The organism is Wolbachia endosymbiont (group A) of Pogonocherus hispidulus (genome assembly GCF_964028195.1).
Classification (GTDB): domain Bacteria; phylum Pseudomonadota; class Alphaproteobacteria; order Rickettsiales; family Anaplasmataceae; genus Wolbachia.
In genome coordinates, this window is sequence record NZ_OZ034750.1 from 1,012,350 (window position 1) to 1,025,213 (window position 12,864).

At 36.2% G+C, this 12,864-nt stretch carries 12 protein-coding genes, 1 tRNA gene and 1 pseudogene; 4 read left to right on the forward strand and 10 right to left on the reverse strand.

From position 1 onward, the window contains the following. Window positions 1–34: 34 nt before the first annotated feature. A complete protein-coding gene (locus ABWU58_RS04825; protein WP_353282738.1) occupies window positions 35–1,156 on the reverse strand; it encodes a phage major capsid protein in 1,122 nt (373 codons plus the stop codon). A gap of 48 nt (window positions 1,157–1,204) precedes the next feature. Between ABWU58_RS04825 and ABWU58_RS04830 the strand changes: the two genes are divergently transcribed. Beyond that, on the forward strand, window positions 1,205–1,429 hold the full coding sequence (locus tag ABWU58_RS04830) for a hypothetical protein (protein WP_353282739.1): 225 nt from the start codon (window positions 1,205–1,207) through the stop codon (window positions 1,427–1,429). A gap of 96 nt (window positions 1,430–1,525) precedes the next feature. Here ABWU58_RS04830 and pyrF read toward each other — a convergent pair whose 3' ends face one another. From pyrF to ABWU58_RS04855, 5 genes are all read right to left on the reverse strand, one after another. Continuing rightward, a complete protein-coding gene (pyrF, locus tag ABWU58_RS04835) occupies window positions 1,526–2,197 on the reverse strand; it encodes an orotidine-5'-phosphate decarboxylase (RefSeq protein ID WP_353282740.1) in 672 nt (223 codons plus the stop codon). A gap of 90 nt (window positions 2,198–2,287) precedes the next feature. Then, window positions 2,288–3,688, reverse strand: a complete 1,401-nt coding sequence (locus ABWU58_RS04840; RefSeq protein ID WP_353282741.1) for an AAA family ATPase — start codon at window positions 3,686–3,688, stop codon at window positions 2,288–2,290. A 545-nt stretch (window positions 3,689–4,233) separates the two neighbouring features. Next, a complete protein-coding gene (locus ABWU58_RS04845) occupies window positions 4,234–4,992 on the reverse strand; it encodes a cell division protein FtsQ/DivIB (protein WP_353282742.1) in 759 nt (252 codons plus the stop codon). Next, a complete protein-coding gene (locus ABWU58_RS04850; RefSeq protein ID WP_353282743.1) occupies window positions 4,973–5,926 on the reverse strand; it encodes a D-alanine--D-alanine ligase in 954 nt (317 codons plus the stop codon). The genes ABWU58_RS04845 and ABWU58_RS04850 overlap by 20 nt, the downstream gene beginning before the upstream one ends. Window positions 5,927–6,594: 668 nt before the next feature. Beyond that, window positions 6,595–6,969, reverse strand: coding sequence for a ferredoxin family protein (locus tag ABWU58_RS04855; protein WP_010082601.1), 375 nt, complete (start codon window positions 6,967–6,969; stop codon window positions 6,595–6,597). A gap of 61 nt (window positions 6,970–7,030) precedes the next feature. On the opposite strand from ABWU58_RS04855, the pseudogene dprA reads away from it, so the two are divergent. Further along, a pseudogene (gene dprA, locus ABWU58_RS04860) lies at window positions 7,031–8,119 on the forward strand (DNA-processing protein DprA). A gap of 344 nt (window positions 8,120–8,463) precedes the next feature. Here the strand turns inward: dprA and ABWU58_RS04870 are convergent. Both ABWU58_RS04870 and ABWU58_RS04875 read right to left on the reverse strand, forming a co-directional pair. Further along, complete coding sequence (locus ABWU58_RS04870; protein ID WP_353282745.1) at window positions 8,464–9,189, reverse strand: triosephosphate isomerase; 726 nt, start codon at window positions 9,187–9,189, stop codon at window positions 8,464–8,466. Between the two features lie 24 nt (window positions 9,190–9,213). Then, window positions 9,214–9,286 (reverse strand) — tRNA-Thr (locus tag ABWU58_RS04875). Between the two features lie 78 nt (window positions 9,287–9,364). On the opposite strand from ABWU58_RS04875, the gene rsmA reads away from it, so the two are divergent. Further along, on the forward strand, window positions 9,365–10,177 hold the full coding sequence (gene rsmA, locus ABWU58_RS04880) for a 16S rRNA (adenine(1518)-N(6)/adenine(1519)-N(6))-dimethyltransferase RsmA (RefSeq protein WP_353283724.1): 813 nt from the start codon (window positions 9,365–9,367) through the stop codon (window positions 10,175–10,177). Window positions 10,178–10,241: 64 nt separating this feature from the next. Here the strand turns inward: rsmA and ABWU58_RS04885 are convergent, their stop codons facing one another. Then, the gene (locus ABWU58_RS04885; RefSeq protein WP_353274834.1) at window positions 10,242–10,376 is read right to left on the reverse strand and encodes a hypothetical protein; all 135 of its coding nucleotides are present in this window, start codon (window positions 10,374–10,376) and stop codon (window positions 10,242–10,244) included. Between the two features lie 300 nt (window positions 10,377–10,676). Between ABWU58_RS04885 and guaB the strand changes: the two genes are divergently transcribed. Continuing rightward, window positions 10,677–12,170 carry an IMP dehydrogenase gene (guaB, locus tag ABWU58_RS04895; protein ID WP_353282746.1) on the forward strand — a complete coding sequence of 498 codons (1,494 nt, stop codon included), beginning with the start codon at window positions 10,677–10,679 and terminating at the stop codon, window positions 12,168–12,170. Between the two features lie 10 nt (window positions 12,171–12,180). Here guaB and fsa read toward each other — a convergent pair whose 3' ends face one another. Continuing rightward, window positions 12,181–12,822, reverse strand: a complete 642-nt coding sequence (gene fsa, locus ABWU58_RS04900; RefSeq protein ID WP_353282747.1) for a fructose-6-phosphate aldolase — start codon at window positions 12,820–12,822, stop codon at window positions 12,181–12,183. Window positions 12,823–12,864: the final 42 nt, after the last annotated feature.

The window sequence follows — 12,864 nt, forward strand, 5'->3', positions numbered from 1 at the left end:
AAAATACATTGAAGAGCACATTATATTTAACGGGCTAAATTTCTTTGATATTTTTCATTTTTCTATTGACTTTTAACACAACTGCTCTGTTATCTACAATCTTATAAGCTTGTTTGAAATCTGCCATCGCAATTACCGGTAGCTGATTGTTTGGCACCGGTGGCATATCGGCAGATTGATATACTGGTATTCCCATTAAGGTATCTGGAGCTTCAAGCGACAAACTTGGTTGCCAAAGATATTGACCTGTTTGAGCTTTTAGTAGCCTAACATTCTTCAACGTACTCCTGTTCATCAAAAATGACGCATTTCTAGAGTAATACTCATTTAGAGAATAGTACAATATCATTATTGAATCGCTATCTAATTTTTCAGTTTTAACTTGCTCTATTTTATTATAACTGTTTCCATTTTCATAAGTTAAAATCCCTTTAGGTTGAAAAGTGCCCTCACCTTTAATGAAGGCTTCGCTTTCTTCCTTACTAAAAGTCTCGGCAATCTTTTCTACCAGCCAACTCTCAACATCAACAAACGCATCATCGAGTAACTTTTGTGATATCTGTGGTTGAGCATATAACTCGTAAGTTGTTATGGAAATTTTTTGGATTTTAGGTGTGTCCGTATCTTTTGCAAAATCATACTTAGATTTATTGCCACCGTCATCATCATCTACTGTTTCACTGCTCCAACCTGCACCGGCACGGTCAAAATCTTCTATAATGTAATCCAATGTTTCAGTAGAGATTCTTTGATTGGAGCATATTTGCCGCATTGGGGACGAATCAGTTACGCGCTTGTTTATGCGTTTTACAATATGCGGAGTAATTAGATACCCTCCGATATCATTATCATCTCCACTGAGGGTTTTGTGTGATAAACCGCTTTCCATTCCCTTGCGGATATAATCAGAAAAATATTTATCACTTGTGCTAAAATCTGTATTTACTTCTGGACGTTGAGCTGCAGTTTCGATCAAGTCTAAACGCTCTTTGCAACTATCAATGGCATTATTTACCTTGCATAGCTGCTCAATCGTTGCAGAATCAGCACGCCCTTTGCTCTCAATTTCTTTTAATTTGCGATCATTTATTAATTTAAATTGCTCCCATGATGAAGCGAGTTCATTGATACGGTGAGCGATATCGGTAAGTGACATAATAGCCTCCTTTGAAAATGAAATTAGAATGGAAATAAGGTAATAGGAATGGCATCCATAGATGTTTTCCACAGTTGTACGAATATTGCAATATGGTACATAGCAAACGATGTCATTCCAGTGTCAAGCACTGGAATGACAAAAAGAGGGCACTGCCGTCTTGGATGGAAAACTGGATTCCAACGCCACGCGCTGGAATGGCATCATTTTTTATCTATTGAAAATATAAATCGAAAAATAGCGTGGCACTTTGTGCCACGCCTAGTACTGTAGGCTTAATTCAGTAATTAAATTAAGCGAGGTAAAACGAAAGGTAATGACATCATATAACGTTCGTTTTTTTGTGTCAAGCACTTTTTTTTGTCTGCTTTAATTAGTAAGGGATTTCAATATTAATTCTGCACTACTTGCAGTTTTTGTAATGGGTCTGCCAATGACGATATAATCAGCTCCTAAATTTATTGCTTCTCTTGGTGTTGCTGTTCTTTTTTGGTCGTCATGACCTGGATCTATACGAATTCCTGGAGTAATAATTTTAAAGTCTTTACCGCATTCTCGGCGCACTTCTTGAGCTTCCAATGCAGAACAGACTATTCCATGGAGTCTAATCTTTTTTGCAAGCTTTGCAAGCAAAATTACCTGTGATTTTACCTCTCTTGCTACTCCAAGCTCGTTTAAATCCTCATTGCTCATACTAGTTAGCACTGTCACTCCAATCAGCTTTATCTTTGTGCCTTGCACTACATTTAGCGCTTCTTTAAGCATTTTTGTTCCACCGCTGATGTGCAGAGTTAACATTTCAACGTTCAGAACTTTTATTACTTCAACTGTTTTAGCTACAGTGTTTGGAATGTCATGCAATTTCAGATCTAAAAAAATTGGTACATTGCATTTTGCAACTTCTTGCACTCCAGAGAGACCATGAGCAGCAAAAAATTCTAACCCAAGTTTTACCATACCAACTTTACCACGCAGAGTATTAGCTAGAGAAATAGCCTTATTTAAGTCTTCTGTATCCAGTGCACATATTATTGGGTTCATTGTATACTTCCTTGCATGATTTATTTTATAATAAGACTAATTGTTGTGTTTTGCAAATACTTTCACTCTGATTACGTTCATAAGATTCTGTCAATAGTGATTTGGCAATTTGATCGGGGTAGAACATCTACTGGAATATCCAAAATCTTCTAGCTGTGAAACTTCACTCAGCTTGCTTAATGGCAGTCCTTTTGGAGTTGATGTTTGCCGTGATCCTTCTCTAGAACTTTCAATTTTCCCGTTAGCCTGCTTATTCGATATCTCTTCAATATTATGAGTCTTCTTAAAATTTCGACAAATAACCGCAGTCCTAGTTCTGTCAGGTGCTTTTTTATTTGTACAATCTTCTATTTCCTCTAATAAACCAATCAGATTTGCTGGTGAAAAATTCTCATCAGTATTGTGTAAAATTGTGTCAGTAGACGTACCTTGCAAATTTTTCCTCTGACAATACTCATTTATTATTTTTTTACGTGTGTCTGTGTCTAATGTAGGAATCTTAATGTGTGTAGACAAACGACCACCCCTAATAAGTGCATCATCTAAAACATTTATACGATTAGTTGCAGCAATCACCGTCACACCTTTTCTAGATTCAAATCCATCCAATTTAGCTAATAAACTATTTAAAGATTCTACATTATTATTATCACTGCGTATTTTGCCAACGCTATCAATTTCATCTATAAAAACTATACAAGGAGTGTTTTTTTTTGCTTTCTCAAAAACCTTATTTATATTTGACACATTAAGCAAATCAGATCCAGAAACACTTATAAATGTAGATTTTAATCTAGTTTCACTTGCAATCGCCTTAGCAGTCATAGTCTTACCAGTTCCTGGTGAACCATACAAAATGTATCCTTCTCCTTTTTCTAGAGCATTTGGTTCATAAATCCTTATCAACTTTTGTTTTATATCGTTTGTAAGTATAACATCATTCAATGTTATCTTTCCTCTTTCTTCATCTTTTCCATAAAACTTCATCCGCAGCTCTTCTTTTACTTCAACTTTCTTTATGAGACTACCAAGCCTTTCTTCCAATTCCTCTTTTGTTATGAGACTACCAATTAGCTTTTCCATTTCACCTTTTGTTGTAGCATTATTAGCTTGCTTTGAAATTTCATCTAATTTTGTCGTGAAACTACTAATTAGCTTTTCCACTTCATCTTTTTTTGCAGCACGATCAATTAGCTTTTCCATTTCACCTTTTGTTGTAGCATTATTAGCTTCCTTTCCTAGAGTTATTTTATTTTCCAACTCTTGCTCTTTTCGAGCGAATTTATTTTTCTCAGCTTCCATTTCTTTATTATTACGAATTATCTTATATAAAAGTGCAAGCACCAAAACAGATAATGCAGCTAAAGCAAGAATTAGAGGAAGAGGTACATTAGAAGTTACAGTAAGCGCTAAAGATGTAAGTAACGTAAGAGTAGCTAAGGAACTAGCTACAAAATAAAATGTGTTAGCTTTGTTAAACAAATTGCTCATTACTCCCCTCCCCTCATGAACAAAACTTCAGCAGTCTTGTATATATTTATTAAAATTCTCTTATCTGTGGAGGAATTATAGTGCTGCACTTACAACAAACTTCCCATTTTCAGTCTGCTATAGCTAACCCAAGAAAGGTTTCCCTACGTCATACCGCGATTCATTCCACAACTGTACGAACATTGCAATGTGACACGATGTTGCATAATAAATGATGTCATTCCAGTGCGTGACACTGGAATCCAGCTTTTTTGTAATTTTATTGAAAATGTTATATAGTCGTTTGTTTATACCAAACTTCGTTATTGGGAAGACAAATAGGACATACGATAAATTCGCTTGAACCTCTAGCTATAGGCAGAAAGCGTTCTTTTTCATTTGTCTAATTACCATTGAGATTTGGTATTACAATCAATTTTTCTGGATCCCAGTGTCTGGGCACTGGGATGACAAAAAAAGGAGGCTACTTAGATGACAAGAAAGGGGCTACTCGGATGACACCCTTTTGGATGGGGACCAGTGTCAGCTACTTGGATGACAGCAGATCACCTCTTCACAAAAATTTTATCAGTAATACGCATATCAATAATACTCCAATCGCTGAAAGTAAAATCAGTTGTATTTTGCAAGTGATTTAAATAGTCCCATGCACTATAAGGGTTATCTTCAGGCAGTTTCACTGTGGAATCGTTGTCAAGTATGATATTCCATCTTCTATTCCCTATATAAGCAAAAGAAGAAATGTGGTCACTTAATTGAGCTTTACTCTCTAATACATCTTTAACAAATTCTAGGTTTGATAACGAGTTTTGTCCTGTAATTACAACAAGATCATCTATTGGATAGTCATCTACGATCACTTTGCCTTCGGAATCAATTACCGAAGTTTTGTTATTATCTTTCCAGAGAGCAAACGGTTTATGCTCATCTATATTAATGTGTAGAGTATTGGGCAAAATTCTGTGAACTCTTACGTATTTTATCCATCTGCTTACGGATTGTATGTTACCGGCAAGTTTTGAAAGTGATATATACAGGATAGGTTGCGTTCTATCTGTCAAACTTAGAATATCCTTTTTGTTTGTAAATTTATTGCCGCTCACGACTACTTCGTCGATTGAAAATCCACTACTGAGTAATAAACTGGATAGGCAGTCATTATACCAAGTAAAGTAGTAATTAAATCGATTTATTATTTTATCAAGTGAGCTGTAGAGTATTAGCGTAAGAAAAAGTGCTGTGATAATAACCAAGGCACACTTACGCAAAAAACTCCTTTGGCTTCTAGTAATACTGCTCAACATGACTTAAATCCCTAATATTTTTGTGCTGCAAACTATCTTCAATAATAATTTTAACTAATTCATTAAAATTGATTCCTTTTGCCAATTTTGCAATTTCTGGCACTAACGATAACTCAGTAAAGCCAGGATGTGTATTAATCTCAAGCATTTTTAAAGTGTTATTTTTGGGATTATAACGGAAATCTGAGCGGGAAATAGTTTTGCATTCTAAAAATTGATGAACTTTCAGTGCGTGTTCCAAGGTCATTCTATATATGTTGTCAGGAATTTCAGCAGGAAATATATGTTCTGCAAATCCATCTGTATACTTTGCTTCATAATCATAGAATTTATTTTTTGGTCGTATTTCCATAGTGCCAATTGCTTCATCTAGCAATACAGCAGTATGTAACTCTATGCCCGGTATGTATTCTTCTACAATCATCTTTTCCATTATAGTAGAACTATTATCTTTCAGTTCTAAGTAATCCTCGTGCGAGAAAATTATGTACACTCCAATACTTGAACCTTCATTAATTGGTTTTAAGACGTACGGATAATCGATTTTAATATTATTTTTTAGTACATCTTCTCGGCTAATTACATAACCTTTTGGAGTATCAATACTAAGGGACCGGAATATATGCTTTGACATTGCCTTGTTCATAGCAACAGCCGAAGCCATAACTCCTGAGTGTGTATATTTTATACCTAAGATTTCCAATAAACCTTGAATGCAGCCATCTTCACCATAAGGTCCATGCAGAGCGATAAAAGCAAGGCCCGGATTAATTTTTTTAAGCTTTTCAGCAATATTGCTGTCAACATCTATTTCTATTGCATTATATGAAAGGCTATCGAGCGCCTTCTTCACTGCTTTTCCGCTCATAAGCGACACTTCTCTCTCACAAGAAAATCCACCACTTAAAATTGCTATAGTTGGAATCATGGGCATTCTATGTTTTACTATATAGCATATATAAAAGATGCTCTTATCTTCAATAGAAAAAACGCTTTGAAAAATTCTATAGCTCTATCCTATGCACAACTGTACGAACGTTTGTTTTGTTAAGATACAACAAATGGTGTCATCCCAGTGCTTGACACTGGGATCTATTTTGCATGTAACTCCAATTGTGTTTTGGCATAAAACGCGACGCGTATTAGACTTATTTGCAAGCAAAGCTTGCTAGATCCCAGTGTCAGCTACTTGGATGACATCATAGGGGCACTGGAATGACACCATTCTTTTTTCTGGATCCCAGTGTCAAGCACTGGGATGACATCATAAAGGCCACTGGGATGACATCATAGGGACACTGGAATGACACCATTCTTTTTTCTGGATCCCAGTGTCAGGCACTGGGATGACATCATAGAAGGCTACTCGGATGACATCATAGAGGCCACTGGGATGACATCATAGGGGCTACTCGGATGACATCATAGAGGCACTGCCCTTTTGGATGGAAACCAGTGTCAGCTACTTGCATGACACCATCTGCCACCTGCAAATTGCAATGTTCGTACGATTGTGCGTCACGCGCTGGAATGACAAAGAAAAGTGAGTTGCTAGTTTTTCATATGGTTATGCAAGGAGTCTGATCTTTTTCTTTGTTAATATTATTCTAAATTTTCATCAAAATAAGCTGTTTTATCCTTTTTTTCCTTATACTCTTCTGCAGTATAGAGAGGTTGCTTCTTAGCTGTGATATTTGGCCATTTTTGTGAGTATTCTACATTTATATCGTAAAATAACTTGAAAGTTTTTTGTTCGCTGCTCAGCAACTCTTCATCTAGTTCTAAAATATCTTTTATGGAATCATCAGTTACAATTGCATCTACTGGACATTCAGGTATGCACACTCCGCAATCAATACATTCATCTGGGTTAATCACGAGCATGTTTTTACCTTCATAGAAGCAGTCAACGGGACATACTTCTACACAGTCCGTATATTTACATTTTATGCATTTATCTGTAACAAAATGCGTCATAAAACACTGTATATTTGTATTATCTTGGGTACACTAAATTGATAAGAAATTCAAGCCTTTTATGAAGATAAATAAATTGAACAACAAAGAATTAGAAGTATGGTTAAGCTTGGCTAGAACTATAGGACCAATAAAGTTTTTTAGTATACTAAGAACACATGGATCGCTAGATGAGGTGCTAAAATATCTCAATAGGGTGGCTAATAATAAGGTGTATGGCATTCAAGATGCACGAGAAGAAATCAATAATGCAGAAAGAATTGGAGCTAAAATTATACCCGCATGTGACCCAGATTACCCTGATCTTTTAAGAAATATCTCTAGTTGTCCTCCTGTAATAACTGCGCTTGGTGATATATCATTATTAAGCCGTGAGATAATTGCAATAATCGGTGGGCGTAACTCTTCAATGAATGGAAGAAATTTTGCCAATAAGTTGGCACTTGATTTAAGCGAAGCTGGTTTTGTTATCGTTTCTGGACTTGCAAAAGGAATCGATACTGCAGCAAACAGTGTAATATACAAAAATCATCCCACTATTGCTGTTACAGCAAGCGGAATTGATGTGGTGTATCCAAAAGAGAATTTTGATCTATACAAAAAAATCACTGGGAACGGTGGTTTAGTAATTACTGAGCTTCCATTTGCTACTAAACCAAAGCCTCAGTATTTTCCTCAAAGGAATCGAATTATATCTGGTCTATCGCTGGGTGTTGCAGTGATTGAAGCATCGAAACGTTCTGGCTCTCTAATAACAGCAGATTTTGCTTTAAATTAAGGGAGAGAGGTGTTTGCAGTTTCTGGTTTCCCTTTAGATTCACGCTGTAGTGGTAGTAATTATTTAATTAAAAACGGTGCTAAGCTTATCGAGTCCGCTGATGACATAATAGAAAGTGTTAGATTTAGTTTACCTCCGCAGCAAAAAAACCTATTTGATGTTGAGCACTATGCTGTTAACCAAAAACAAGAAAAATTACAACAGGCAAAATCTGTTATAGTTGATCATATTAACTCTGTACCTGTTGATATAGATGAACTTATATTAGCAAGCGGACTTTCTACCAACATAGCTCTAATGGCTCTTTTAGAACTAGAGTTGGAAAACAGAATAGAGCGTTCACCGGGGAATAAAATATCGTTAATTTTCTAGATTACTTTAGCTATAAGCCCACAACCGTACGAACATTATGATTTGAGTTCACCAAGAAAGATGTCATTCCAGCGCGTGACGCTGGAATCCAGCCTTTATTATGCAGCCACTTGGTTGAAATTAAGTCTTCTGGATCCAAGTAGTCTGGGCACTGGCGTCTTGGATAGAAATCAGTGTCAGCTACTTAGATGACACCACCTTTGTATGGAAACCAGTGTCACTCTGACAACCGTCATCTCGCTACGTGTTAGCGGATACCGTGACGTTATGACGAGGGAGTACGCGTTAGCGGAATCTGCTGAGACGCCCGTGATAGCCCTATTCCTATAGTGAGTAATTCCCTTTTATCTACTTTTAGAATTAATAAGAGAAAACTTTTTTTCAACTTGTTGTATAATTTTATAAAAGTGATCGAAATCTAAGCTTGCACTGCCAATTAAAACTCCTGATAAATTTGAAATATTTAACAAATTTTCTATATTTTCTGAACTGACTGAACCACCATATATAATGTGTTTTTTACCAGTACACAATTTTATTACCTCTATCACCTCAGCAATTGCATCATTATTTGGCACATGACCTGTGCCTATTGCCCATATTGGCTCATATGCTACGGTATATTCACCGTGTGTTGGCAAACGTTTTTTGCATTGATATTCTATTACTTCTTTTGTTTTTTCATTCTTATAATCTTCTGAATTTTCACCTACACAGATAATTGGGTGTAAGCCTGATTCTATTGCTATTTCCGACTTAAGTTTTATTTCACTATCTTTTTCATTGGCCCTTTCAGAATGCCCAAGTATTACGTAAGTACACCCTAGTTCTTTTAACATTTCTGCACTAATTTCACCTGTGTAAGAACCGAACTTTTTATGATGGCAATTCTGTGCTCCTATATTAATATTATTGTTCAACTCTATACTGCTTGGAAGTGATGTAAAAGGAGGGCAAATTACTAATTTAGAGGTAATTTCGTTGCTCTTGTTGTTAAGTTTGCCTATAAAGTTAACAAATGAAGAACGCATTCCATTCATTTTCCAATTTGCTACTATTAAAAAGGACATCAACTTTACTCATATGGGTGAGAGTGCCGGCTGTCGGACTTGAACTGACAACCTACTGATTACAAGTCAGTTGCTCTACCAATTGAGCTAAGCCGGCGTTAAACACATTAATAATATACAATCATCAATGAATTTTAGTCAACTGATTTTTAAAATACTGTATAATGAAAATAATATGAGAAAATTTTTACTGAAGCCAAAAAAGAGTCTAGGGCAAAATTTTATTTTATCGAGTGAGATAACAAAAAAAATCGTCGCTTTAGCTGGTAGTCTGGAAAATTTTAATGTCATTGAAATCGGTCCTGGATATGGTGCATTAACAAGAGAAATATTGGTGCATAATCCAAAGTCTCTACTTTCTATAGAAAAAGATAGAGATTTAGTAAAACACCATGACCAACTGCTAAATGAGCATCAAGGAAAGTATAGAATTATAGAAGCGGATGCACTTCATGTTATAGAAGAAGAGCTGATAGAACGCCCAGTCAAAGTTATTGCTAACTTGCCTTACAATATCTCGGTAGTGTTATTTTTAAAGTGGTTAAATAATATAAAATTTTTTACGAACTTGACATTAATGTTTCAAAAAGAGGTAGCAGATCGCATTACGGCAAGACCCAATTCTAAAGATTATGGTTCCTTATCAGTGCTAAGCCAGTTACTATGTGATATAAAAAAGGAATTTGATATTGAACCTAAAGAGTTTTTTCCAAGACCAAAAGTACATTCTTCAGTAATTACAGTAAATCCTTTGCCTACCCCAAAGTTTGCAGTAAATTTGGAAACCTTAACAAAATTAACACGTGCTGTTTTTTCTCAAAGAAGAAAGATGCTGAGGAATAGTTTGCAAAATATAACGAACCATGCTGAAACTGTCCTCGAAAACGCTAAATTGAGTGGAAACCAGCGTCCAGAAAACTTAACCATTGAGCAGTTTTGTTTGCTGGCAAATAATGTAGAATGCTTATTTTGCAATAAAATATATTAGCAACCATATAGCCTTTCTATCCCCTAAAAACAGTTAGAGCTATACGACAGAGCCACACCGGCTTCTATAGCTCCGCTTCTGTCATCCTATGGCTTACTGTACGAACATTGCAATATGGCACATAGTAAACGATGTCATTCCAGTGCTTGACACTGGAATCCAGCTTTTTCATAATCATCAAAACGTTGTATTTTAACATAAAACGGCTACTTTTATGTTTACCAACTTAATAAAATTCCTGGATCCCAGTGTCTGGGCACTGGGATGACATCCTCCTGCTAGACAATATTCGTACAGTTGTGGGCTTGACCATAGGATCCAGCTTATAAAAGCTGGATTCCAGCGTCACGTGCTGGAATGACAACTTAAGGCATCACCTATAGTTACTAGTCTAACTATAAATATATTTCGGTAAACCTAAATTGCTTTAGCTATAGCTAATTTTGCAAAAGCCCTATTGCAATTTAATTAATTGGCGTATAAGCTTTAAATAAAGCCTATGAAAAAAATGGAAGCTTGTTATTCGTTTGACGATATACTTCTTTTGCCAGCCTATTCTGATATATTACCTTGCGATGCAGATACAAAAACTTATTTAACAAATAGTATAGAACTAAATATCCCTCTCATATCCTCTGCAATGGATACTGTTACTGAATCGGGCTTTGCAATAGCTATTGCCCAACATGGAGGGATAGGTTGCATACATAAGAATTTATCAATAGATGAACAAGTTTTAGAAGTGAGAAGGGTGAAAAAATATGAAAGTTGGATCGTGTATAACCCAATTACGATTTCACCGGATAAAACAGTTGCGGAAGCAATTTCATTAATGAGAGAGCACAATTATTCTGGCATTCCTGTAGTCGATCAACGCAAGTTAGTTGGAATTTTAACTAACCGAGATGTGAGGTTTATTGAAGACCAGAACATAAATGTAAAAGTTTCCGAAGTGATGACAAAAGATAAGTTAGTAACAGTGCGGGAGCAGGGAGTGGATAGTGCCTCAGCAATGAAATTGTTGCATGAAAATAGAATAGAAAAGCTTTTGGTCGTAGATGAAAATTCTTGCTGTATAGGTTTAATTACGGTTAAAGACATTGAAAAATACAATAGATACCCAAATTCATGTAAAGACAGTAAAGGACGGCTCAGAGTTGCCGCTGCAATTGGCACTGGTAAAAAAGATGGTATAGAAAGATGTGAAGCTTTGATCGGAGAAGAAGTTGATGTAGTTGTTGTGGATACTGCTCACGGTCATTCCGAAAACGTTATCAATACCATTAGGGAAATAAAAAAGATGTATCCTAATACGCAATTAATTGGCGGAAACATTGCAACAAAGGAGGCTGCTGAAGTGTTGATTGATGCGGGTGTTGATGCAGTGAAGGTTGGAATAGGACCAGGATCAATCTGTACAACCAGAATAGTTACAGGTGTTGGTGTGCCACAATTCTCTGCAATCAAGAATGTTGCAGAGGCGTGTAGAGCAAGAAACGTCAGACTAATTGCTGATGGTGGGGTAAAATACTCAGGAGATGTTGCAAAAGCTATTGCAGTTGGTGCTGACTCTGTGATGATTGGTTCGATTTTTGCTGGCACTGACGAAAGCCCAGGTGAGATTATTATGTATAAGGGCAGAGCATATAAAGGCTATCGAGGAATGGGATCTATTAGCGCAATGAAACGAGGTTCAGCTAGCCGTTATTTTCAAGATAAAGATTCAAAACTAAAATTAGTTCCACAAGGAGTGGAAGGAAGAGTTCCATTCAAAGGTCCAGCTTCAGGAGTAATCCATCAGTTGATTGGCGGATTGCAAGCTGCAATGGGGTATACTGGTAATAGGAATATAGAAGAGATGAAAAAAAATTGTAAATTTGTGACTATTACTGCATCAGGATTAAGAGAGAGTCATGCTCATGATGTAGTCATTACACAAGAAGCTCCAAATTACGCTTATCAAGCGTCCAATTTGTCAACCGATTCAGAGTAGTGACCGTTTATTACTTTGCACCCCAGTCTTTTTCAAATATTGCTAGCCCTTGGTCAGTAAGTGGGTGATTAATTAATTGTCTAAGTACTTTTGCTGGTACAGTAATTGAATCAGCACCAAGCCTTGCAGCTTCTATTACATGTGCTGGGCTTCTCACTGATGCAACAAGAACTTTAGTATCAAAACCGTAATTAGAATATATAGTACATATATCTTCTATTAGCGATAAGCCATCATAGCTTATATCATCAAGGCGACCAACAAAGGGAGAAATAAAATAAGCACCGGCCTTAGCGGCAAGCAGTGCTTGTCCAGGAGAAAAACATAATGTGATGTTAACAGGTATTTTATGCTCTGTCCACAACTTTTTACAAGAAATTAATCCTTCATATGTAAGGGGCAATTTTACCACAACATTATCAGCGATTTTCGCTAACTTAAGGCCTTCTTTAACCATATCTGCATGGTTATTTGCAACAACTTCAACACTAACAGGCCCCTTGATAATAGAGCATATTTCACGCACTAAATCCTCGTATTTATCTTTACGCCCGGACTTTGCTATTAAAGAAGGATTAGTTGTTATGCCGTCAATGAACTCCTTTAGTTCTTTAATTTCATTTAAATCAACGCTATCAAGAAAAATTTCCATATTAATCTCCCATAAAAAAAATACCCTTGCAAAATCTTGTCA